We start from the raw sequence: 22,556 nt of genomic DNA on the forward strand, positions 1-22,556 counted from the left end.
CCGAAGGCGCCGCGCGCCGATCAGGGCATGCGGGTGATGACTTCCGCCACCGCCGCGGTCAGGCGCTTGGCGTAGGGAACGTGCAGGAACTCGTTGGGGCCGTGCGCGTTGCTGCGCGGCCCCAGCACGCCGCACACCATCATCTGCGAGGTCGGGAAGCCCTGGCTGAGCATGTTCATCAGTGGGATGGTGCCGCCCTGGCCGATGTAGCCGCAGGGCGCGCCGAAGTGCGCCTGCGAGGCGGCGTTGAGCGCCTGCTCGAACCACGGCGCGGTGGACGGCGCGTTCCAGCCCGTGGCCGCGCTGCCCGCGTCGAACGTCACCTTGGCCTGGTAGGGCGCGTTGTCCTCCAGCAAGGCCTTGAGCTCCTGCACCGCGGAGGCCGCGTCGACCAGCGGCGGCAGGCGCAGCGACAGCTTGAACGCGGTGTACGGCCGCAGCACGTTGCCGGCGTCCTGCAGGGCGGGAAAGCCGTCCGCGCCGGTGACCGACAGCGTCGGCGTCCAGGTGCGGTTCAGGAGCGCCTGGACCGGGTCGGTGGTCGTCGGCAGCGCCGTCTGCACCGAGCCGCCGCAATCGGCATGGGCCCATGGGAAGCGCTTGTAGACCTCCTCGCCCAGGATCGCCGCGGTGGCCTGGGCCTGGGCCAGCCGGTCGGCGGGCACTTCGCAGTGGAAGCTGGCCGGCAGCAGGCGGCCGCTCTTGCTGTCCTCCAGCCGGTCGAGCACCTGCCGCATGATGCGAAAGCTCGAGGGGACGAGGCCGGACGCGTCGCCCGAGTGGACGCCCTCGGTGAGGATCTGGACCTTGAGCGTGCCCGAGGCCATGCCGCGCAGCGACGTGGTCAGCCACAGCTGGTCGTAGTTGCCGGCGCCCGAGTCGAGACAGATCACCAGGCCGACGTCGCCCAGCCGCGGGCGCAGCGCGTCGACGTACGGCAGCAGGTCGTACGAGCCCGATTCCTCGCAGGTCTCGATCAGGCCGACGATGCGCGGATGGGGCACCTTCTGCGCCTTGGCCGCCTGCACCGCCGCGATGCTGGCATAAACGGCATAGCCGTCGTCGGCCGCGCCGCGGCCGTAGAGCTTGCCGTCCTCGTACTTGGGCGTCCACGGGCCCAGGTCGCTGCGCCAGCCGCTGAACTCGGGCTGCTTGTCCAGGTGGCCGTACATGAGCACGGTCTGGGTGGCGCCGGGGCGCGTGGCGGCGATCTCGAAGAACAGCACCGGGGTGCGCCCTGGCAGCCGCACGATCTCGAGCGTGAGGCCTTCGACCTTCTGCGCCTCGACCCAGGCCGCGGCATTGCGCAGCACCGTCTCGATGTGGCCGTGGGCGGCCCAGTCCTTGTCGAAGCTGGGGGACTTGGCGGGGATGGCGACGTAGTCGGTGAGCTGGCGCACGATGTCGCCATCCCACTGGCTGCTGGCGTGCGAGAGCGCCTGCGCCGCGTCGAGCACGGCGGCGGGCATCTCGCGATGGAGCGGAGCGTTCATGAGCTGGTAGCCTGGTCGGATGAATCCGCCACTGTACGCGCGCCGCCAGGGGCGCGCTAGAGTGCGCGACACGGGAGGGGCGAACGATGGACGCAGCCGCATCGATCCGCGTGGGCGTGGGTGGATGGACCTATGAGCCTTGGCGGGGCGCCTTCTACCCGCCGGGACTGCCGCACAGCCGCGAGCTGCAGCATGCCAGCCGCCGGCTGACGGCGGTGGAGGTCAATGGAACGTTCTACAGCACGTTCGGGCCGGCGACGTTCGCCAGGTGGCGCGACGAGACGCCCGATGGCTTCGTGTTCGCGCTCAAGGCGCACCGCTCCACCACCAACCGGCGCGAGCTCGCCTCCGCCGGCGAGGCGATCGGGCGCTTCCTGGGCTCCGGGCTGGCGGCGCTGGGCCCGAAGCTCGGACCCATCCTGTGGCAGTTCATGCCCACCAAGCAGTTCGACGCGGCCGACCTGGAAGCCTTCCTGCGGCTGCTGCCCGCCAGCGTGGAGGGCCTGCCGCTGCGGCATGTGCTGGACGTGCGGCACCCGTCGTTCGAGGATCCGGCGTACCTGCCGCTGGCGCGCCGCTACGGCTGTGTCACCGTGCACACCGATTCGCCGAAGTACCCGAACATCGTCGATGCGCAGGCGCCGTTCGCTTACCTGCGGCTCATGCGCAGCGACGCCACCATCCCCACCGGCTACGCGCCGAGGGCGCTGGACGCCTGGGCAGCCGGCGCGCGCGCCTGGAGCACCGGCGCGCAGCCGCGCGACGCCTTCGTCTTCTTCATCAACGGCGCCAAGGAGCGCGCGCCGGCCGCGGCGGTCGCCCTGCTCGAGCGGCTGGCCGGCGGCCGGGCCTGAGTAGGAGTCGGACGACAGTGGCTTTCGCCTCAAGCGGTCAAGCGCGGCCTTGGGATGCAGCTTCAATGGAGCCCGTCACGAAAGAACACGCAATCGGGAGTCCTGCAATGGCCTTTGTCTTCGACACCGTCCCGGCGGACCGGGGATTGATCGACATGAGCAATCCGCGCGAGGTGAGCTGGTGGACCAAACGGTTCGCCTGCAACGAAGCCCAGCTGCGCGAGGCCGTCGAGCAGGTCGGACCGAATGCGGCCCAGGTCGAGCAGCTGCTGGACGGCCAGGAGTACATCCTCACCGTCTGAGGCGGTCAGTCCGGCGGTTCCCAACGCAGCCGGCCTTGCCCTTCGGCATCCAGCCCGGCGCGCAGGGCCGCCATGCTGTCCTCGTCGCCGGCCAGTTCCATCCGCACGGCCGGACCGTGCGCCGCCGCCACCAGCGTGGCGCCGTGGGCGCGGACCTGCCGCCGCACCCAGTCCTCCAGCGCATAGGGGACGGCGCACACCAGGCGCACCTGGCGTCGCAGCGGCACCTTCTCCGCGCCCAGCAGCGCCTGCGCGACCGCGTCGGTGTACGCGCGCACCAGGCCGCCGGCCCCCAGCTTGACGCCGCCGAAATAGCGCACCACCGTCGCCAGCACGCCGTCGAGCTCCTGGCGGCGCAGCACTTCCAGCATCGGCCGGCCTGCCGTGCCGCCCGGCTCGCCGTCGTCATTGGCGGCCGACTGGCCGCCGGCCATCAGGGCCCAGCACACGTGCGCGGCGCCGGGATGCTCGGCACGCAGCTGCTCGACGCGGGCGAGCGCCTCGGGGCGGCCGGCGATCGGCTCCACGCAGCCGAGGAACCGGCTCTTGCGGATCAGGAGGTCGCTGTGGACCGCGGCCCGCAGTGTCCGCATCAACCCGGTGCGGCTCAGGCCGCCTGGGCGCGCCAGCGCCGCAGCCAGCCCAGGCCCGCGCTGGTGCCGCCGGCCGCCGCGCCGCGCGCGGGCCGGTATTCGCAGCCGACCCAGCCGTCCCAGCCGCAGGCCTGCGCCACCTCGTCGATGACGGCGAACAGGTAGGGATGGTTCAGCTCGCCGACGTCGGGCTCGTGGCGTTCGGGCACGCCGGCGATCTGGAAGTGGCCGACCCGGCCGGTGGGCAGGTACTGGCGGATCTTGGAGGCGACGTCGCCCTCGACGATCTGGCAGTGGTACAGGTCCATCTGGACCTGGACGTTCGGCGCCCCGATCTCGGCCACCAGGGCATGCGCGTCGTCCTGCCGGTTGAGGAAGAAGCCGGGAATGTCGCGCGGGTTGATCGGCTCCAGCAGCAGGTGCACGCCCGCGCGTTCGGCCTGCGCCGCGGCCCAGCGCAGGTTGGCGACGTAGGTGGCGCGCAGCGATTGGCGTGTCTGCCCCGCCGGCACCAGCCCGGCCATGACGTGGATGCGCGGACAGGCCAGCGCCTCGGCATAGCGCAGCGCCTCGAACAGGCCGGTGCGGAACTCCGCCTCGCGGCCGGGCAGGCAGGCCAGCCCACGCTCGCCTTCGGCCCAGCGGCCGGGCGGCGCGTTGAACAGCACCTGCTGCAGCCCGTGGTCGCGCAGGCGCGCGGCCAGCTCGGCCGCCGGATGCTCGTAGGGAAACAGGTACTCGACCGCCTCGAAGCCGTCCGCCGCAGCCGCCCCGAACCGGTCCAGGAACGGCAGCTCCGGATAGAGCATCGACAGGTTGGCAGCAAAGCGCGGCATGGTCAGCGCACCGGCAGCTTCACGGCGTCGGCGTTGTCGCGCACGTACTCGCGCACGACCTGCTCGAAGCTCTCGTCGGCGCTGAGGCCCAGCCCGCGGGCGCGGTCCCAGGCGACGTCGCCCGGCCAGGTGTCCACCAGCTTGAGGATGGCGGGATCGGGCTGCCAGTCGAGCAGCTGGGTCGCCGCCGGGCCGGCGACCTTGTCGAGGGCGGCGGCCATGTCGCCCACCGTCGTGCGCAGCGAGGGCAGGTTGACGCCCGTGAGCGGCCCCCAGGCCTCGCTGGTGGCCTCGGCCGCGCGCAGGATGCCTTCGATGGTGCGCCCGGGCGAGGCCAGGGCAACGACCGTCTCGGCCGGCACCGGCACCGGGGCGCGCTGGCCGGCCAGCGGCTCGCGGATCATCCCGGACAGGAAACTGGAGGCGGCGCCGTTGGGCCGGCCGGGTCGCACGCTGACGGTCATCAGGCGCACGCTGCGGCCGGTGACGTAGCCCTTGCGCGTGTAGTCGGCCACGAGCTGCTCGCCGATGTACTTCTGGATGCCGTAGCTGCTCTGCGGCGTCGGCAGGGTGTCGTCGCGGATCGGCAGCGGCAGGTCGCGTCCGGGCTGCTTGCCGAACACGGCCAGCGAACTGGCGAACACGAACACCGGCCGCGTGCCCAGCGCCCGCGCGGCTTCGAGCAGCGCGTGGGTCGCCGCGAAATTGCTGCGCATGCCGAGGTCGAAATCGGCCTCGCACTCGCCGCTCACGGCGGCGGCCAGGTGGAACACGGCGTCGGTGCCGGCGGCGGGCAACGTGCGCGCGGTGGCGAGCTCCAGCAGGTCGCCGCCGACGAAGCGCACGCGCGGGTCGGCACGCAGGTCGGCCGGCGGCTCGGCGCGGTCCGTCAGCGTCACGGTGGCGATGGGGGCGGCCGGTGCGCCGCCAAGCGACAGGGTGCCCAGCTTGAGCAGGGTGCGGGCGAGGCGGGCACCGAGAAAGCCGCTGCCGCCCGTGATCAGGATGTTCATGCGGCCAGCATAGCGTCAGGCGGCGCCGGCCAGGCGTAGCAGCAACCCTGCCAGGGCGCAGCCACCGATCACGGGAATGACGCCCGCCTTGAAGCGCAGCAGCGCCAGCGCGGCGAGCGCGGCGATGGCCAGCGCCACCCGGTCCACCGGCGCCCCGGCCACCGGGACCGCGATGTGCGAGAGGAAGAACACGGCCAGGCTGGCGATCACGCCCACCACGGCCGCCGTCACGCCGGTCAGCGGCGCCGTGAAGCGAAGCTGGCCGTGGGTGGACTCCACCAGCGGCCCGCCGGCCAGGATGAACAGGAACGAGGGCAGGAAGGTGAACCAGGTGACCACGCAGGCGGCCAGCGCCGCGCCGGCGAACAGGTGCTCGGCCCCGAGCACCTGGCGCGTCCAGCCGCCGAGAAAGCCGACGAACGTGACCACCATGATCAGCGGCCCGGGGGTCGTCTCGCCGAGCGCGAGGCCGTCGATCATCTGCGGCCCCGTGAGCCAGTGGAATTGCTCGACCGCGCCCTGGTAGACGTAGGGCAGCACGGCATAGGCGCCGCCGAACGTCAGCAGCGCCGCCTTGGTGAAGAACCAGCCCATCTGCGCCAGCGTGGCGTCCCAGCCCTGCCACAGGACCAGCAGCCCCATCGGCAGCAGCCACAGGGCGGCACCGACGGCGACGATCCCGGCCAGCCGTGCCGGTCGGTAGCGGGCATGCGCCGGGGTCGGCGTGGCGTCGTCGATCAGCGCCGGACCAAAGTCCTTGTGCGCGCCGGCGTGTCCGTCCGCCGGGTGGAACTGGGCCGGCCACAGGCGCCCGCCCAACGCGCCGGCCGCGGCGGCGGCCAGCACCACGGCGGGGAAGGGGACCTTCAGGACCGCGATCGCGACGAAGCTGGCCAGCGCGATGAGCCACAGCAGCGGCGCGCGCGAGGGGCGCTGGAGCGTGCGCCCGCCGATGCGCCACACGGCCTGCAGCACGATCGCGGCCACGGCCGGCTTGATGCCGTAGAACAGGCCGGCCACCCAGCCCACCTGGCCGTAGGCCGCATAGACCCAGCCCAGGCCGATGAGGATGAACAGCGAGGGCAGGATGAACAGCCCGCCGGCGGCGATGCCGCCCCAGGTGCGGTGCATCAGCCAGCCGATGTAGGTGGCCAGTTGCTGCGCCTCGGGGCCCGGCAGCAGCATGCAGTAGTTCAGCGCGTGCAGGAACCGCCGCTCGGAGATCCAGCGCCGCTGCTCGACCAGCTCGCGGTGCATGATGGCGATCTGCCCGGCGGGACCGCCGAAGCTGATGAGGCCGAGCTTGAGCCAGAAGCGCAGCGCGACACCGAACGGCACCGTCGCGCCCGGGGGAGGCGCGGGCGGCATGGGAGCGGGCGAAGCGGCCACGCGGTCGCCCTAGCCGCGCTCGAACTTGAACACGGCCGTGCCGGCGCGCAGGTTCGGCAACAGCCGCACCTCGCGGCCTTCCTGCAGCCCGAAGGCGTCGAGGATGGCCAGCCGGTTGCGGGTGGCGAGCACCTCGAAGTCCTTGTAGGTGCCCACGCGGATGTTGGGCGTGTCGTACCACTGGTAGGGCAGCCGCTTGGTCACCGGCATGCGCCCGCGCAGCACCGACAGGCGGTTGGGCCAGTGGGCGAAGTTCGGGAAGGCCACGATGCCCACCTTGCCCACCCGGGCGGTCTCGCGCAGCATGGTCTCGGCATTGCGCAGGTGCTGCAGCGTGTCGATCTGCAGCACGACGTCGAAGGTGTCGTCGCCGAACATCGACAGTCCCTCGTCCAGGTTCAGCTGGATCACGTCGACGCCGCGGCGCGCGCAGGCCAGGACGTTGGCGTCGTCGATCTCGATGCCGTAGCCGCTGCAGCCGCGCTCGCGGCGCAGCAGTTCCATCAGCGCGCCGTCGCCGCAGCCCAGGTCCAGCACGCGCGATCCCGGCGGCACCAGGGCGGCGATCGTCTGCATGGTGGCGCGGTCGCTCATGCGGCCTCCAGGTCCGCCGCGATCCGGTCGAACCAGGCGCGCACCAGCGCCAGGTAGCGGGGATCCTCGAGCAGGAAGGCATCGTGGCCGTGCGGCGCGTCGATCTCCGCGTAGGTGCAGCTGCGCTGGTTGTCCAGCAGCGCCTTGACGATCTCGCGGCTGCGCAGCGGCGAGAAGCGCCAGTCGGTCGTGAAGCTCACGAGCAGGAAGCGCGCGGTCGCCGCCGCCAGCGCCCTGGACAGGTTGCCGTCGAAGCGGCGCGCCGGGTCGAAGTAGTCGAGGGCGCGCGTGATCAGCAGGTAGGTGTTGGCGTCGAAGTACTCGCTGAACTTGTCGCCCTGGTAGCGCAGGTAGCTCTCGATCTGGAACTCGATGTCCTGCGTCGTGTAGCGGTAGTCCAGGCCGCCGTCGCCGAGCGGCGCCGGGCCGCCGGTAGGCGCCAGAGCCCCCTCGGGCGCCAGCGCGCCGCGCGCAGCGGAGTGCGTCGGGGGCCTGAGGCTGCGGCCGAACTTCTCGTTCATCACGTCGTCCGACAGGTAGGTGATGTGGCCCACCATGCGGGCGATGCGCAGGCCGCGCTTGGGCACCACGCCGTGCTGGTAGAAGTGGCCGCCGTGGAAATCGGGGTCGGTGACGATCGCGCGCCGCGCGACCTCGTTGAAGGCGATATTCTCGGCCGTGAGGTTGGGCGCGCTGGCGATCACCGCCGCATGGCGCACCCGCCGGGGATGCTGCAGGGTCCAGGACAGGGCCTGCATGCCGCCCAGGCTGCCGCCCATCACGGCGGCGAGCTGCTCGATGCCCAGGCGGTCGAGCAGCCGCGCCTGCGCATCGACCCAGTCTTCCACCGTGACGACGGGAAAGTCCGCGCCGTAGACACGGCCGGTGTCCGGATTCACGTGCATCGGGCCGGTCGAGCCGAAGCACGAGCCGAGGTTGTTGACGCCGATGACGAAGAAGCGATCGGTGTCCACCGGCTTGCCCGGGCCGATCATGGTGTCCCACCAGCCTTCGGAGCCGGGCTGGCCGGCATAGACGCCGGCCACGTGGTGCGACGCGTTCAGCGCGTGGCAGATCAGCACGGCGTTGGAGCGGTCCGCGTTCAGCGTGCCGTAGGTCTCGTAGGCCAGGTCGTAGCCGCGGACCGAGGCGCCGCTGCGCAGCGGCAGCGGCTCGGCGAAGTGCATGGACTTCGGTTCGGCAATCAGCGTCATGGCAAGAAAAAACCCGGCGTCGCTAGCAACGAGGCCGGGTCGATTCGGGCTTCGTCTTTAGCAGGACTTGTTAAGCGCCCGCAAGCGGAAGCAAATCGGCGCTGGGCGGCAGTATATCAACCGCCCCCGAGCAGGGCCGCCGCCCCGAGCATGAGGAAGATCGCCGCCGAGACCAGGTGCACGGCGCGGATCGGCACCTTGCGCACGAGGCGATCGCCGAACCAGACCACCGGCGCATTGGCCAGCATCATGCCCAAGGTGGTGCCGGCCACGACCGCGGCCCAGGCCTGGAACCGGGCCGCCAGCATGACGGTGGCAACCTGCGTCTTGTCGCCCATCTCGGCCAGGAAGAAGGCGATCACGGTGGTGGCGAACACGCCCAGCCGCGAGCCGGTGTCGGGCGCCTCGTCCTCCTCCAGCTTGTCGGGAATGAGCATCCACACCGCCATGGCGATGAACGAGCCGCCCAGGATCCAGCGCAGCACGTCGGTGCCCAGGTAGGTGGTGACCCAGGCGCCCACGGCGCCGGCCAGCGCGTGGTTGGCCAGCGTGGCCGCCAGGATGCCGGCGACGATCGGCCAGGGCTTGCGGAACCGGGCGGCCAGCAGCAGCGACAGCAGCTGGGTCTTGTCGCCCATTTCGGCGAGGGCCACGAGGCCGGTGGAGACGAGAAAGGCTTCCATGAACACTCCGGCCGGGACGCGTGCACCAATGACTGCGCGGCCGCCCGGCCAGGACACGGGGCTGCGCAGTCAAAGGTCTCGCCAAACCGAAGTCGCGGGCGCCATGGACGCGAAGTCCAAGTCTGTTGACGCCAGCCCCTTTCGCAATGAAGGGAGGCTACTCCCCAATGACAGGCGCGATCATACCCGGCGGCCACGCCGCACCCTTGTGGCGCGGATATTGCTTGGCTTCGGTGCATTCCGCGTCCACGGGCCCGGAATCGCACCAAAACGAAGCAGTTTCATCCAAGAGGATTCCATGGAAGCACACAAACAGGGCTCGGACGTCCTGTTCATCCTGCTGGGCGGCATCATGGTGCTGGCCATGCACGCCGGGTTCGCGTTTCTCGAACTGGGCACGGTCCGCAAGAAGAACCAGGTCAACGCGCTGGTCAAGATCCTGAGCGACTTCTCGGTCTCGACCGTCGCCTACTTCCTGGTCGGCTACAGCGTCGCCTACGGCACCAGCTTCTTCGTCGGCGCCGAGCAGCTGGCGGCCAGGAACGGCTACGAGCTGGTGAAGTTCTTCTTCCTGCTCACGTTCGCCGCCGCCATCCCGGCGATCATCTCCGGCGGCATCGCCGAGCGGGCGCGCTTCGGACCGCAGCTGGCCGCCACCGCGGTCATCGTCGGCCTGGTGTACCCGCTGTTCGAGGGCGTGAGCTGGAACCATGCGTTCGGCATCCAGGACTGGATCAAGGCGGCGGCCGGCGAGGAGTTCCATGACTTCGCCGGCTCGGTGGTGGTGCATGCGGTGGGCGGCTGGCTGGCGCTGCCGGCCGTGCTGCTGCTGGGCGCGCGCAGCAACCGCTACCGCAAGGACGGCGCGATGTCCGCCCATCCGCCCTCGAACATCCCGTTCCTCGCGCTGGGCGCGTGGATCCTCACCGTGGGCTGGTTCGGCTTCAACGTGATGAGCGCCCAGACCATCGACAAGATCTCGGGGCTGGTGGCCGTCAATTCGCTGATGGCGATGGTGGGCGGCACGCTGGCCGCGCTGGCCCTCGGCCGCAACGACCCCGGCTTCGTGCACAACGGGCCGCTGGCGGGGCTGGTGGCCGTGTGCGCCGGCTCGGACCTGATGCATCCGCTGGGCGCGCTGGTGGTCGGCGCCGTCGCGGGCGCGGTCTTCGTGGCGATGTTCACGATCGCCCAGAACCGCTGGAAGATCGACGACGTGCTGGGCGTGTGGCCGCTGCACGGCCTGTGCGGCCTGTGGGGCGGGCTGGCCGCGGGCATCTTCGGCAGCAAGGCGCTGGGCGGCCTGGGCGGCGTCAGCTTCGGCGCGCAGGCCATCGGCAGCCTGCTGGGCGTGGCCTGGGCGCTGCTGGGCGGCTTCGTGGTCTACGGCACCCTGCGCGCCCTGGTGGGGCTGCGGCTGTCGCAGGAGGCGGAGTACGAAGGGGCCGACCTGGCCATCCACCGCATCGGCTCCACGCCCGAACGCGAAGTGAACTGGTGAGCGGGCGCCGCCTGCCAGCGGGTGGAGCGGCAGCTTCGGCTGACGCGGCCTGCGTCGAGCCGCTGGCGGCACCCGTCGGCGCCGCCGGAAGGGCGCTGAACCATCCTACGGTTCAGTTGGCATTCCCCAAAATTGCCAGCCTGCCGCGCAAATTGGGGGCCCACCCCCTTGCATGCCTGCCGAATATCTGCTCCATAATGGGCGCGCGTGGATAGCAGTTCCACGTGTTTTGCGGTGAACAGGTCACCTTCGCTTCGCTCTCGGTTGATGCGTTTTCGGGACTCCATCGCTTTGGTCTTTATGTTTTCTGAGGAGTCCCATTGATGGGCAACAAACTTTACGTGGGCAACCTGCCCTACTCCGTGCGCGACAGCGATCTCGAGCAGGCATTCGGCCAGTTCGGCGCCGTCACCAGCGCCAAGGTGATGATGGAGCGCGACACCGGCCGCTCCAAGGGCTTTGGCTTCGTGGAGATGGGCAGCGATGCCGAGGCGCAAGCCGCCATCGAAGGCATGAACGGCCAGCCCCTGGGCGGCCGCAGCGTCGTCGTCAATGAAGCGCGTCCGATGGAAGCGCGTCCGCGCGGCTACGGCGGCGGCGGTGGTGGCGGCGGCTACGGTGGTGGCGGCGGCGGTGGCGGCTACGGCGGTGGTGGCGGCGGCTACGGTGGTGGCGGCGGCCGCAGCGGCGGTGGCGGCTACGGCGGTGGTGGCGGCGGCCGCAGCGGCGGTGGCGGCGACGGCGGCTTCCGCAGCCCGTACGGCTCCGGCCCGCGCGGCGGTGGCAACCGCGGCGGCGGCGGCAGCAGCAGCTACTAATCCGCTTTCCAGCTTCTCCGGCGTCCATGGGCGCCGGGCCGATGCCCGTCGCGATCCGACGGGCATCGTCGTTTCTGGGGTCCGGTCCCGGCCGGCATGGCTCAGCCAGGTGCAGTGCAGCGCCATCGCCGCCGTCCGGCCGCTGCCGTGCACGCGCCGCTCGCGCCGGGCGGCGCCGCGCCAGTCGTCGGAGGCGTCCGCGAGCGCCTACTCGCCGCGGCGCTGTTTGCGCGGGCGGCCGGCGAGGGCCAGGTCGAACAGGGCGTCGGGCAGCACGCGCAGCAGTTTGGCGACCACGCCCATCTGCCAGGGGATCACGCGGTAGCTGCGGCCGGCCTCGATGACGCGGAAAGCGCGCTCGGCGAACTCCTGCGGCTGCAGCCGGAACGGCATGGGATACCGGTTGCCGCGCGTGAGCGGGGTGTCGACATAGCCGGGGGACAAGGTCACCACCCGCACGCCGCTGCCGCGCAGCTCGCCGCGCAGGCTCTCGCAATAGCTGATCACCGCTGCCTTGCTGGCGCAGTAGGCGCCATGCCCGGGCAGCCCGCGAACGCCCGCCACGCTGCCGATGCCCACCAGGCGGCCGGAGCGCCGGCGCGTCATCGGGACCAGGAACGGGTGGAAGGTCGCCGCCAGGCCGATGTTGTTGGTGGCATACGTGAGCGCCATCACGTCCAGGTCCTCGCGCACCGCCGTGTCGATCCCGATGCTGATGCCCGCGTTGGCGATCACCACGTCGGGCACGCCCTGGCTGGCGATGCACGCCTGGCCGGCCGCCACGATGCTGTCGATGACCGTCACGTCGGCCTCGTAGACCGCGTAGCGCGCCGGATCGACAGCCCGGGTCGCCGCCCAGGCCTGGATCTCGCCCGTGCGGCGCGCCGCCAGGGCCAGCGTCCAGCCGGCCTGGTAGTAGCGCCAGGCCAGCGCCTGCCCGATGCCGCTGGAGGCGCCGGTGATGAAGACGAGCTTGCGTTCCATGGCCGGCCTCTCCCTGCGTGGGTTCATTTCCTCGCGGTCTCGGGCACCAGCGTGCCGCGCACCCGGCCTTGCAGCTGCATCACGCGGTCCAGGTTGTCGTAGTCCATCTGGTCGGCGGTGAACCTGTCGTTGCCGCGGATCAGCGTCACCGGCTTGTGCGACTTGACGCGTTCGGTGTTCATGAAGGCGTGCAGGAACTCGCCGCGAAATTCCATCCGCGGCGTGTCGGTGCCGGCGAGCGGCTCGCGCGTGACCACGGCGTTGCCGATCAATTGCACCTCGGAGCCGTCGGCGTTGCTCACCCCGCGCTGGGCGGTGGCCACGGTGACCGCGCCGCGCTCATCGAACGAGCGGATGCGCGGCAGGTCGATCTCCATGGTGTCGGTGTCGGGATAGTGGCGCGCCTCGGTGCCGTACACCTCGCTCTTGAGGCGCCCCGACGGGTCGAAGGTGCGCACCATGAAGCCGCGCATGAAGTAGTCCGGATCGTGGGTGACCTGCTTCTGGCCCTCGCCGCCGCCAAGGAAGGTGGGGGTGTTGCGGGCGAGCCAGTAGGTGCCCAGGGCGAGCACGCCCATCAGGATGACCGGCAGGTAGATCGCCAGCCGGTCCCAGGTGATGCGCACCCATCGCCAGGCGCCGCCCAGGCGCGCGGCGCCGGTCACCCGTGCGCCTCCAGCAGCTCGACGTATCGGCCGCTGGCCACCAGCAGCAGGTCGCAGAATTCGCGCGCCGCGCCTTCGCCGCCGCGCGCCGCCGTGACGTGGTGCGCCACCGCCTTGACCTCGACGTGCGCATTGGCCGGCGCGGCCGCGAAGGCGCAGCGGCGCAGCACCGGCAGGTCCGGCCAGTCGTCGCCGATGGCCGCGGCCTGCGGCCAGTCCAGCCCGAGCGCGTCCAGCGTGCGCTGCGCGGCCGGGGCCTTGTCCTCGGTGCCGTAGTGCACGTGGGTGACGCCGAGCGCCTGCAGCCGCGCGCGCAGCGGCTTGGAGTCGCGGCCGGTGATCACCGCCGGCGTGATGCCGGCGCGCTGCAGCAGCTTCAGCCCCAGGCCGTCGAGGATGTGGAAGCGCTTGAGCGTCTCGCCCTGCTCGGACAGGTACAGCCCGCCGTCGGTCAGCACGCCGTCGACGTCGAAGAACGCGACCCGCACCCCCTGGGCGGCCAGCAACAGCTCCGGCGGAAAGGACAGGGCGGGCTGCACCACGATCTCAAATCACCTTGGCGCGCATCAGGTCGTTGCTGTTGACCGCGCCGCACAGGCGCCCCGCGGCGTCGACCACCAGCACGCTGGTGATGCGGTGCTGCTCCATCAGCTCGGCGGCCTCGGCGGCAAGGGCGTCCACCCGGATCGTGCGCGGATTCGGGTGCATCACCTCGCCGGCCTTGACGCTGCGCAGGTCCACGCCCTTCTCGATCTGCCGGCGCAGGTCGCCGTCGGTGAAGATGCCCAGCACGCGGTCGTCGCCGTCCACGATCGCGGACGCGCCCAGGCCCTTGGCGCTCATCTCGCGCATGAGGTCGGGGAACGCGGTGTCGGCGCGCACGCGCGGCACGGCGTCGCCCGAGCGCATCACGTCCGACAGGTGGGTCAGCAGCTTGCGGCCGAGCGAGCCGCCCGGATGCGAGCGCGCGAAATCCTCGGTGCGAAAGCCCCGCGCGTCCAGCAGGGCGACGGCCAGGGCGTCGCCGAGCGCCAGCTGGGCGGTGGTGCTGGCGGTCGGCGCCAGGTTCAGGGGACAGGCCTCCTTGGCCACCCCGCTGTCCAGCACGATGTCCGCATGGCGCGCCAGCGTGGATTGGGCATTGCCGGTCATCGCCACGAGCGGCACGCCCAGGCGCTTGATCACCGGCAGCAGCGTGGTGACCTCGTCGACCTCACCGCTGTTGGAGATCGCCAGCACCAGGTCCACCGGCTTGATCATCCCCAGGTCGCCGTGGCTGGCCTCGGCCGGGTGCACGAACATCGCCGGCGAACCGGTGGAGGCGAGGGTGGCGGCCACCTTGCGGCCGATGTGGCCGCTCTTGCCCATGCCCATGACGACCACCCGCCCGCGCACGTCGAGGATGGCCTGCACGGCGCGCGCGAAGGCCTCTCCGGTGCGCGCCTTCAGTCCCAGCACCGCGGCGGCCTCGATGTCGAAGGTTTCCTGGGCCAGGCGCAGGGCCTGAGCGGGGTCGAACGGCATAGGCCGGGATTTTAGGTGCCGTTAGCATCCCCGCATGTCCACGCTCGAACTCACGCTGGTGTACCTGCTGGCCGCCGTCCTGGGCGTGGTGGCCTGCCGCTCGCTCAAGCTCCCCCCGATGCTGGGCTACCTGGCCGCGGGCGTGCTGATCGGCCCCAACGCGCTGGGCCTGGCGCAGGACGCCGACGGGGTGCGCTACCTGGGCGAATTCGGCATCGTGTTCCTGATGTTCGTTATCGGGCTGGAGTTCAACCTGCACAAGCTGCGCGCGATGCGCGCGCATGTGTTCGGCCTCGGTCTGTTCCAGGTCCTGCTGACCATGCTGGCCGGCATCGTGGGCAGCCTGACGCTCGCCGCGATCGCGCCCGGCATCTGGCGCATGACCTGGCAGACCGCGCTGGTGCTCTCGGGCGCGCTCGCCATGAGCAGCACCGCCATCGTCGTCAAGCTCATGGCCGACCGGCTGGAGCTCGAGTCCGAGCACGGCAAGCGGGTGATCGGCGTGCTGCTGTTCCAGGACCTGGCGGTGGTGCCGCTGCTGGTGCTGATTCCCGCGCTGGGCAGCAAGCCGGAGGCGATGTTCACCGGGCTGGGCCTGGCGGTGCTCAAGGCCGGCGTGCTGATCGCGCTGCTGCTCACCGGCGGCCAGAAGGTGATGCGCTGGTGGCTCACGCTGGTGGCGCGCCGCAAGAGCGAGGAGCTCTTTGTCCTGAACCTGCTGCTGACCACGCTGGGCCTGGCCTGGCTGACCGAGCACGCGGGCCTGTCGCTGGCGCTGGGCGCCTTCATCGCCGGCATGCTGATCTCGGAGACCGAATACAAGCACCAGGTGGAAACCGACATCCGGCCGTTCCACGACGTGCTGCTCGGCCTGTTCTTCATCAGCATCGGCATGATGCTCGACTGGCGGCTGGTGGCCGAGCGGTGGGCGATGGTGCTGCTGCTGCTCACCGTGCCGGTGCTGTTCAAGCTGGCGCTGGTGACGCTGCTGGCCTGGCAGCTCGGCGCCACGCAGGGCGTCTCGCTGCGCACCGGCCTGTACCTGGCGCAGGCCGGCGAGTTCGGCTTCGTGCTGCTGACCCTGGCGCAGCGCAACTCGCTGGTGCCGCCGGCGCTGCTGGCCCCGATCCTGGCCAGCATGGTGCTGTCGATGCTGGCGACGCCCTTCATCGTCATGTACAGCAACCGCCTGGTGATGAAGCTGGTCGCCAGCGAGTGGCTGCAGCAGTCGCTGCAGATGACGACCATCGCGCGCAAGTCGATCAACGCCAACAAGCACGTGATCATCTGCGGCTACGGCCGCTGCGGCCAGAACCTCGCGCGCGTGCTCGAGCGCGAGCAGATCCCGTACATGGCGCTGGACCTCGACCCCGACCGGGTCCGCCAGGCCGCGGCGGCGGGCGATTCGGTCGTCTTCGGCGACGCCGCCCGGCTGCAGGCGCTGATGGCCGCCGGGCTGGCCCGGGCCAGCGCCGTGGTCGTCACCTACCTGGACGTGCCCGGCGCGCTCAAGGTGCTGGGCCACACGCGCGCGCACGCGCCGCAGGTGCCCGTGGTCGTGCGCACGCAGGACGACCACGACCTGGAGAAGCTGCAGGCGGCCGGGGCCACCGAGGTCGTGCCCGAGGCGCTGGAGGGCTCGCTCATGCTGGCCAGCCACGCCCTGGCCCTGGTGGGCGTGCCGATGCGGCGCGTGATCCGCCTGGTGCAGGACCAGCGCGACGCGCGCTACAACCTGCTGCGCGGCTACTTCCACGGGGCGGACGACGACACGGTGGACGAGCTGCAGCAGGAGCGCCTGGCCACCCTGACGCTGCCGGTGGGCGCCCGCGCGATCGGGCGGCGGCTGGGCCACTTCGCGCTGCACGCGGTCGGCGTGCGCGTGGTGAGCCTGCGGCGCGCCGACGGCAAGGCGGCGCCGGTGGACGGCGATCCGCCGCTGGAAGGCGGCGACACGCTGGTGCTGTCGGGCCGGGCCGAGGCGCTGGCCGTCGCCGAGCAGAAGCTGCTGGCGGGCTAGGCGGCGCGCGAGCGCAGGTCGCCCTGCGCGGGCGCACCGGACGCCGACGGGCGCGGGTCCTCGCGCAGCTCGGTGTTCTCGAAGCCCGTCAGCAGCGTGTAGCTCTGCGGCCCCTTGGCGGCGCGATCGGCGCGGCCGGGGCGGGACATGCCGCTGGCCAGCGCCTGCTTGAAGGCGGCCATCTCCTCGTCGTCGATCGGATCCAGGTCCGACTTGTCGGCCATCGGCTTGCCGGTCGCCGCCGTCTCGGCCGCCGCCTTGTCCTCACCCTCGAGTTTGGCCCTGGCCTTGGCCACCGCGCGCGCGGCGGCGTTGCCCGCGGCCGGGGCCGCCTGCTCGGGCGCGGCCGGCGGGGCCTGCAGGCCGAGCGCCACATGGTCGTTCTGGCGCCAGTACACGGCCTTGACCAGGATGTCGTGCCGCGCCTTGGCGGTCTGCGCGATCAGGGCCTCGATCTCGGCCAGCCGCTGGGCGGGGCCGTCCTTGGAGCCGGCCAGGTCCACCATCACCAGGAAGTGGCGGCCCCAGCCGTCGAGCGAGAGGACCTTGAACTTGTAGCTGGACGAGAGCACGCCGGCGCGGTTCATGCACTCGCGCACCACGGTGTACAGCAGCGCACGGCGCGCCATGCGCTCGCCCTTGCGCGCGCTGACCTGCTGCGGGTCGCCGCCGCGAGGGTGGGACGCCCCGGTGGCGTCGGCCCGGCCGAGGCTGGAGCTCGCCGGGGCCTCCGCCTCCCCGGACGACTTGTTGCGGGACATCCAGTTGAACAACGACATCGGAACCTTTCGGGCTGCCTGCACCGCGAACCGCGAGCGGCCACTGCTGTGCATGGAGGCCAGTCTACGGCGCAGCACTGCGTGCAAACCCGTGTTGACGCGCCGCGCGTCCGGCGCCCAATGCCGCCCGTCCGAAGCGGCTTTCCGCGTGAAATACTCCGCGACGCAGGGCTACTTCCCGATACAGAAGCTCGAGAAGATGACACCCAGCAGGTCGTCCGCGCTGAAGGCCCCGGTGATCTCGTTGAGCGCGTTCTGGGCCAGCCGCAACTCCTCCGCCAGCAGGTCGAGCGCGAGGGCTCCGGGCGCCAGCTGCGCCGCCGCTTCCATCAGGTGCGCATCGACGCGGCGCAGTGCCTGCAGGTGGCGCTCGCGCGCGATGTAGACCCCTTCGGGCGCAGCCTGCCAGCCGGCCACCTCGAGCAGGCGGGCGCGCAAGGCCTGCAGCCCCTCGCCGGTCTTGGCCGACAGCCGCAGCTCCTGGCCCGCGATCGCGGCGTCCGCCGCCGCGTCGGCCTTGTTCCACACCGGGACCACCGGCACCGCTTCGGGCACCTCGCGCGCCAGCTGCTCGAGCAGCTGCCGGTCGCCTTCGCGGTGGCCAGGGTCCTCCGCCCGCGTGAGGTCGTGCAGGAACAGCACCGCGTCGGCGCCGGCGATCTGTGCCCAGGCGCGTTCGATGCCGATCTTCTCCACCGGATCGTCGCTCTCGCGCAGGCCGGCGGTGTCGACCACGTGCAGCGGCACGCCCTCGATCTGGATGGTCTGGCTCACCACGTCGCGCGTGGTGCCGGGAATCGGCGTGACGATCGCCAGTTCCGCGCCGGCCAGCGCGTTCAGCAGCGAACTCTTGCCCGCGTTGGGCTGGCCGGCGATCACCACCTTGATGCCTTCGCGCAGGAGGGCGCCCTGGCGCGCGCGCCGCATCACGCCGGCCAGCGTCGCGTGCAGCCGCTCGAGCTGGCCCTGCGCATCGGCCTTGCGCAGGAAGTCGATTTCCTCCTCGGGGAAGTCGAGCGTCGCCTCCACCAGCATGCGCAGGTGGATCAGCGCGTCGCGCAGCTGCCCGATCTCGCGCGAGAACTCGCCGGCCAGCGACCGGCTCGCGCTGCGCGCGGCGGCCTCGGTGCTGGCGTCGATGAGGTCGGCGATGGCCTCGGCCTGGGCCAGGTCGATCTTGTCGTTGAGGAACGCGCGCTGCGTGAACTCCCCCGGCTCGGCCACGCGCAGCCCCATCGCGGCGCCGGCCTCGAGGCAGCGCGCGAGCAGCAGCTGCAGCACCACCGGCCCGCCATGCGCCTGCAGCTCCAGCACGTCCTCGCCGGTGTAGGAATGCGGGGCCGGGAAGTGGATCGCCAGGCCCTGGTCGATCGGGGCGCCATCGGCCGCCCGGAACGGCAGGTAGGTCGCCTCGCGCGGCTTCAGCGCGCGGCCGCACACCGCATCGATCACGCCCTGCACCGACTTGCCCGAGACGCGCACGATGCCCACGGCACCGCGGCCCGGGGCGGTGGCGATGGCGGCGATCGGGTCGGCGGTGCGGGGCAGCATGCCCCGATGCTAGCCGTGCACGGGCTCGGCCTGCGTGCTGTTGGCCTTCAGGCGCTCGTCGACCAGGCGCACCGTCTCGTCGACGTAGGCCGACGACGCGCCCAGCTGCCGCGCGACCAGCTGCACCAGCTTGTCGACGCGCTCGATCTGGGCCGCACCGCCGAAGAGGGCGCGGGCCGCCGACGACGGCTTCAGCAGCGAGGCGGCGGCCTGCGCATATTTGTCGAACGGCACCAGGTCGTCGGACCGGGCGCCCAGGCGCGTGCACAGCTCGACCACCCACTGGTAGGTGCGCCGCGACAGCTCCAGGTCGCCATGGACCGCGTCGCGGATCGAGACCATCCCGTCCGCCCGGATGCAGCGGTAGTTGCCCGTGATCAGCATCGGCCACTTGGCCAGCGGCACGAACACCGAATCGTGCACCTTGAGCTTGACCGGCAGTTCGAGCGATTCGCCGCCGATCGGAAAGCGGGCGCGCTCGATGTCGGATTCGAGCCGGCGCAGCAGCCGGTTGTGCGCCTCGCCTTCAAAGGCCGCTGCCTTGAAGTTGGTGGGCAGGCCCACCTGCAGCACGTTCTTGGGCTGGTCGGCGGGACGGAATGCCTGCGGGTCGGGGCTGGCCAGCGAGACCAGCGCCGGATCGAACCCGTCCCACACGCCGGGGTCGGTGTAGCAGGCCTGCAGCGCCTTGGGATCGAGCCCGGGCACGCGCGACAGGTAGGGCAGCGGGGGCATGTTCATGATGGCCAGGCACGGCTTCCTGGCCGCCGCGATCCGGCGCATCAGCTGGCGCACGTCGGGGCTGCCGTACTGCGCCTCCTGCATGCCCAGCACGACGAGGTCGAAGTCCGCCGGGTCCACCTCCGGCGGCGTTGCCGCCCGCAGCGTGCCGGGCAGGTCGCGCGAGTCCACGTCCACCAGCGCGCTGCGGCCCTTGACCGGAAAGCGCACCAGCGTGCCGGCGCGGTTGATCAGGTCCGCCGTGCCGCGCGTGCAGACCAGCGTGACGCGGTGGCCGGCCATCAGCAGCTTGGTGGCCAGCAGCGAGCCATAGGAGGCTCCCAGGATCAGGATGTTGGTCGGCATGCGGGACCTCCGTTGCGGTTGTTGCGGCGCAGCATCAGGATAGCAAGCCGCGGCCTCCTTGTGGGGTTGCGCGCATGGCCCGAACGGGGCGGCAGAAATGGCGAAGGGCCGCTTGCGCGGCCCTTCGGTTCCTGTCCGGATTCCCGCCGGGCGCGGGAATCGGCAGGCGCGCCTGCGGCGCCCCTACTTGCTGAACTTGGGCAGGTTGAACTGCGGCGGCACGCCCATGCGCCAGTTGATCAGCCACTGCTGGGCGATGGACAGCACGTTGTTCGTGATCCAGTACAGCACCAGGCCGGCCGGGAAGAAGAAGAACATGACCGAGAACGCCAGCGGCATGATCCACATCATCTTGGCCTGCATCGGGTCCGGCGGCGCCGGGTTGAGCGCCGTCTGCAGCAGCGTGGTGAGCGTCATCACCGCGGGCAGGATGAAGAACGGGTCCGGCGCGGCCAAGTCGCGGATCCAGCCGATCCAGGGCGCGTTGCGCATCTCGACGGTGGACAGCAGCACCCAGTACAGCGCGATGAACACCGGGATCTGCACCATGATGGGCAGGCAGCCGCCCAGCGGGTTGACCTTCTCCTCGCGGTAGATGCGCATCATCTCCTGCTGCATCTGCTGCGGGTTGTCCTTGTAGCGCTCGCGCAGCGCCATGACCTTGGGGTTGATGGCCTTCATCTTGGCCATGCTCTCGTAGCCCTTGGCCTGCAGCCAGTAGAAGGCGATCTTGATCAGCAGCACCAGCGCCATGATCGACCAGCCCCAGTTGCCGATCACCGAGTGGATCTTGTCCAGCAGCCAGTACAGCGGCTTGGCGATGATGTAGAAGTGGCCGTAGTCCTTGACCCGGTCCAGGTCCGGATCCAGCCTGGCCAGCATCTTCTCCTCCTGCGGGCCGGAGAAGAAGGTCGCCGGGACGGCCTTGCTGGCCCCCGGGGCCACCGGGTCGAGGGCGGCGATCATGCCCACCGCGTACAGGTGCTGGCCCAGCGCCGGCGCCTGCGTGTTGGGCACCGTGCGGATGAATGGCTCGCGCTTGATGCCGTCGGGCAGGAGCCAGGCGGTGGCGAAGTAGTGCTGGACCATGGCCACCCAGCCGTGCGACGACTGCTTCTGGATGTCGACCTTGTTCTTCTCGACGTCCTCGAACTTCACCGTCTGGTACTTGCCTTCCTCGGTGAAGACCGCCGGGCCGGTGAAGGTGGAGTAGAAGCTCGAGCCGCCCGAAGCGTCCTTGCCGTCGCGCACGATCTGCAGGTACAGCTGCGGCGACACCGGCGCGGTGCCGGTGTTGATCACCTCGTGCTTGACGGCGATGTCGTACGCGCCGCGCTTGACGGTGTAGGTCTTGACCAGCTTGACGCCGTTCTTCTCGGGCGACTCGAAGCGGATGTTGACCTCGCCGGCGCCGTCCTTGAGCTCGCGGTCGCCGCTGGCGGTCATCACCGTGGTGTGGTTGGGGAAGTCGCCGCCGATCAGGCCCGACTGCGCAACGTACACCCGCTGCGGGCTGTCCTGCAGCAGCGTGAAGGTGCTGGTGTTCTTGTCGTGCGAGGAGGAGTCGGCCGCGACCTTGAGCAGCTCGCTGCGCACCAGCGAGCCGCCTTCGGTGTCGAACGTCAACCGCAGCAGGTCGGTGGTGACGTTGAAGGTCTCGCGCGGCACGGCGGCCGGCGCCGCGGCGGTGCCGGTCGCGCCCGGCACGGTGCCCGGCGCGTTGGCGGCGCCGGCGGCCGGGGTGGCGCTGCCCGGCGCCTGCGGCGCGCTGGCGGTGGCCACGGCCTTGTGCGGCTGCGGGAAGAAGGTGGCGGGCTTGCCGTTGTAGACCTGCCATTGGTCCCACAGCAGCACCATGGAGAAGCCGAAGATCACCCAGAGAATGGTGCGGCGAATGTCGTTCATGAAGACTCTTTGTGCGTGGTAGGGGCCAGCAGCCGGGTGAACAGCGCGGGCGGGTGCGGGGGCACCTCGTCGACGCCACCCCGGCACCACGGGTGGCAGCGCGCCAGGCGCGCCAAGGTGAGGTAGGAGCCCGCGGCCGCGCCATGCCGCTCCAGCGCCGCGAGGGCGTAGACCGAGCAGGTGGGCGTGAAGCGGCAGGCCGAGCCGAGCCAGGGCGACAGCAGCAGCCGGTAGCCCTTGACCAGGCCGATGAGGGCGGCGCGGATCACCGGCGCGCCCCTGCGAACAGCTGCTGCAGCTCGGCGCGCACGGCGCGCTTGAGCGCCGGCGAGGTGGCGCTGGCGAACTGTGACTTGTCGAAGCCGGTGCGCAGCCGCACCACGTGCACGGCGGCGGGCAGGTCGGCTTCGATGTCCAGGCTCACGGTGTAGATCTGGCGTTTGATGGCATTGCGGGTCACGGCCCGCCGGGCCCATCGCTTGGGAACGATGGCGCCGATCCAGGGTTCCCCCTGGACAGCAAACAGGGCCGTGGAACCCTTCGTTCCCGGCCCTGTGGGCAATCCAGGGGCGCCACCGGCGGTCGCAGGACCTTCGATGGCCGCCCCCGTGGGCAGTCCAGGCGCGCGGACTTCGGCTGTTGGCGACCGCAGCGGGGCGCGGTGCAAGGCGAAATGGGCGGTTCGGGAGACGGTGCTGCCGCCGGCCATGACGGCCTCGAACTGGGCCCGGGTTTTCAGCCGCTGCACTGGC

At 71.2% G+C, this 22,556-nt stretch carries 23 protein-coding genes and 1 riboswitch; of the genes, 5 read left to right on the forward strand and 18 right to left on the reverse strand.

Annotated features, from left to right (window positions below):
* Positions 1-20: 20 nt before the first annotated feature.
* Positions 21-1,493: a M20 family metallopeptidase gene (locus tag AC3ANR_RS01310; RefSeq protein ID WP_488290072.1), complete on the reverse strand. Its 1,473-nt coding sequence runs from the start codon at positions 1,491-1,493 to the stop codon at positions 21-23.
* A gap of 86 nt (positions 1,494-1,579) precedes the next feature.
* On the opposite strand from AC3ANR_RS01310, the gene AC3ANR_RS01315 reads away from it, so the two are divergent.
* The gene (locus tag AC3ANR_RS01315) at positions 1,580-2,347 is read left to right on the forward strand and encodes a DUF72 domain-containing protein (protein WP_488290073.1); all 768 of its coding nucleotides are present in this window, start codon (positions 1,580-1,582) and stop codon (positions 2,345-2,347) included.
* 107 nt (positions 2,348-2,454) lie between these two features.
* Positions 2,455-2,649: a DUF3606 domain-containing protein gene (locus AC3ANR_RS01320; protein WP_488290074.1), complete on the forward strand. Its 195-nt coding sequence runs from the start codon at positions 2,455-2,457 to the stop codon at positions 2,647-2,649.
* Between the two features lie 5 nt (positions 2,650-2,654).
* On the opposite strand, the gene AC3ANR_RS01325 is transcribed toward AC3ANR_RS01320, so the two are convergent.
* The 7 genes from AC3ANR_RS01325 to AC3ANR_RS01355 all read right to left on the reverse strand — a co-directional run bounded on the left by AC3ANR_RS01325 (position 2,655) and on the right by AC3ANR_RS01355 (position 8,971).
* Positions 2,655-3,242, reverse strand: a complete 588-nt coding sequence (locus tag AC3ANR_RS01325) for an IMPACT family protein (protein WP_488290075.1) — start codon at positions 3,240-3,242, stop codon at positions 2,655-2,657.
* Between the two features lie 14 nt (positions 3,243-3,256).
* Positions 3,257-4,078: a 2-oxo-tetronate isomerase gene (gene otnI / locus AC3ANR_RS01330; RefSeq protein WP_488290076.1), complete on the reverse strand. Its 822-nt coding sequence runs from the start codon at positions 4,076-4,078 to the stop codon at positions 3,257-3,259.
* Between the two features lie 2 nt (positions 4,079-4,080).
* A complete protein-coding gene (gene denD, locus AC3ANR_RS01335) occupies positions 4,081-5,091 on the reverse strand; it encodes a D-erythronate dehydrogenase (RefSeq protein WP_488290077.1) in 1,011 nt (336 codons plus the stop codon).
* 15 nt (positions 5,092-5,106) lie between these two features.
* A complete protein-coding gene (chrA, locus tag AC3ANR_RS01340; RefSeq protein ID WP_488290078.1) occupies positions 5,107-6,459 on the reverse strand; it encodes a chromate efflux transporter in 1,353 nt (450 codons plus the stop codon).
* A 30-nt stretch (positions 6,460-6,489) separates the two neighbouring features.
* Positions 6,490-7,074, reverse strand: a complete 585-nt coding sequence (gene metW, locus AC3ANR_RS01345; protein WP_488290079.1) for a methionine biosynthesis protein MetW — start codon at positions 7,072-7,074, stop codon at positions 6,490-6,492.
* Complete coding sequence (metX, locus tag AC3ANR_RS01350; protein WP_488290080.1) at positions 7,071-8,288, reverse strand: homoserine O-acetyltransferase MetX; 1,218 nt, start codon at positions 8,286-8,288, stop codon at positions 7,071-7,073. Before metX ends, metW begins: the two co-directional genes overlap by 4 nt.
* Before the next feature lie 116 nt (positions 8,289-8,404).
* Positions 8,405-8,971: a TMEM165/GDT1 family protein gene (locus AC3ANR_RS01355; protein WP_488290081.1), complete on the reverse strand. Its 567-nt coding sequence runs from the start codon at positions 8,969-8,971 to the stop codon at positions 8,405-8,407.
* Positions 8,972-8,975: 4 nt separating this feature from the next.
* A riboswitch (yybP-ykoY riboswitch) is annotated at positions 8,976-9,149 on the reverse strand.
* A gap of 120 nt (positions 9,150-9,269) precedes the next feature.
* On the opposite strand from AC3ANR_RS01355, the gene AC3ANR_RS01360 reads away from it, so the two are divergent.
* Together AC3ANR_RS01360 and rbp are read left to right on the forward strand one after the other, a co-directional pair.
* Positions 9,270-10,472, forward strand: coding sequence for an ammonium transporter (locus AC3ANR_RS01360; RefSeq protein ID WP_488290082.1), 1,203 nt, complete (start codon positions 9,270-9,272; stop codon positions 10,470-10,472).
* A gap of 323 nt (positions 10,473-10,795) precedes the next feature.
* Positions 10,796-11,290: an RNA-binding regulator gene (rbp, locus tag AC3ANR_RS01365; RefSeq protein WP_488290083.1), complete on the forward strand. Its 495-nt coding sequence runs from the start codon at positions 10,796-10,798 to the stop codon at positions 11,288-11,290.
* 207 nt (positions 11,291-11,497) lie between these two features.
* On the opposite strand, the gene AC3ANR_RS01370 is transcribed toward rbp, so the two are convergent.
* The 4 genes from AC3ANR_RS01370 to AC3ANR_RS01385 form a co-directional block, all read right to left on the reverse strand.
* Positions 11,498-12,274: an SDR family oxidoreductase gene (locus AC3ANR_RS01370; protein WP_488290084.1), complete on the reverse strand. Its 777-nt coding sequence runs from the start codon at positions 12,272-12,274 to the stop codon at positions 11,498-11,500.
* A gap of 23 nt (positions 12,275-12,297) precedes the next feature.
* Positions 12,298-12,852 carry an LPS export ABC transporter periplasmic protein LptC gene (gene lptC / locus AC3ANR_RS01375; protein ID WP_488291737.1) on the reverse strand — a complete coding sequence of 185 codons (555 nt, stop codon included), beginning with the start codon at positions 12,850-12,852 and terminating at the stop codon, positions 12,298-12,300.
* An 83-nt stretch (positions 12,853-12,935) separates the two neighbouring features.
* Complete coding sequence (locus tag AC3ANR_RS01380) at positions 12,936-13,478, reverse strand: KdsC family phosphatase (protein WP_488290085.1); 543 nt, start codon at positions 13,476-13,478, stop codon at positions 12,936-12,938.
* Positions 13,479-13,485: 7 nt separating this feature from the next.
* Complete coding sequence (locus AC3ANR_RS01385) at positions 13,486-14,463, reverse strand: KpsF/GutQ family sugar-phosphate isomerase (protein WP_488290086.1); 978 nt, start codon at positions 14,461-14,463, stop codon at positions 13,486-13,488.
* Positions 14,464-14,497: 34 nt separating this feature from the next.
* Between AC3ANR_RS01385 and AC3ANR_RS01390 the strand changes: the two genes are divergently transcribed.
* The gene (locus tag AC3ANR_RS01390; protein WP_488290087.1) at positions 14,498-16,483 is read left to right on the forward strand and encodes a monovalent cation:proton antiporter family protein; all 1,986 of its coding nucleotides are present in this window, start codon (positions 14,498-14,500) and stop codon (positions 16,481-16,483) included.
* Here AC3ANR_RS01390 and AC3ANR_RS01395 read toward each other — a convergent pair.
* The 6 genes from AC3ANR_RS01395 to AC3ANR_RS01420 all read right to left on the reverse strand — a co-directional run bounded on the left by AC3ANR_RS01395 (position 16,480) and on the right by AC3ANR_RS01420 (position 22,552).
* On the reverse strand, positions 16,480-17,244 hold the full coding sequence (locus AC3ANR_RS01395; protein WP_488290088.1) for a hypothetical protein: 765 nt from the start codon (positions 17,242-17,244) through the stop codon (positions 16,480-16,482). The genes AC3ANR_RS01390 and AC3ANR_RS01395 overlap by 4 nt on opposite strands.
* 189 nt (positions 17,245-17,433) lie before the next feature.
* Positions 17,434-18,813, reverse strand: a complete 1,380-nt coding sequence (mnmE, locus tag AC3ANR_RS01400; protein WP_488290089.1) for a tRNA uridine-5-carboxymethylaminomethyl(34) synthesis GTPase MnmE — start codon at positions 18,811-18,813, stop codon at positions 17,434-17,436.
* A 9-nt stretch (positions 18,814-18,822) separates the two neighbouring features.
* On the reverse strand, positions 18,823-19,899 hold the full coding sequence (locus AC3ANR_RS01405; protein WP_488290090.1) for a ketopantoate reductase family protein: 1,077 nt from the start codon (positions 19,897-19,899) through the stop codon (positions 18,823-18,825).
* A gap of 183 nt (positions 19,900-20,082) precedes the next feature.
* Positions 20,083-21,804, reverse strand: coding sequence for a membrane protein insertase YidC (yidC, locus tag AC3ANR_RS01410; RefSeq protein ID WP_488290091.1), 1,722 nt, complete (start codon positions 21,802-21,804; stop codon positions 20,083-20,085).
* A complete protein-coding gene (gene yidD, locus AC3ANR_RS01415; protein WP_488290092.1) occupies positions 21,801-22,073 on the reverse strand; it encodes a membrane protein insertion efficiency factor YidD in 273 nt (90 codons plus the stop codon). The genes yidC and yidD overlap by 4 nt, the downstream gene beginning before the upstream one ends.
* Complete coding sequence (locus AC3ANR_RS01420; RefSeq protein WP_488290093.1) at positions 22,070-22,552, reverse strand: ribonuclease P protein component; 483 nt, start codon at positions 22,550-22,552, stop codon at positions 22,070-22,072. Before AC3ANR_RS01420 ends, yidD begins: the two co-directional genes overlap by 4 nt.
* Positions 22,553-22,556: the final 4 nt, after the last annotated feature.

The sequence above is a fragment of the Ramlibacter sp. JJN2-2R genome (assembly GCF_057747835.1).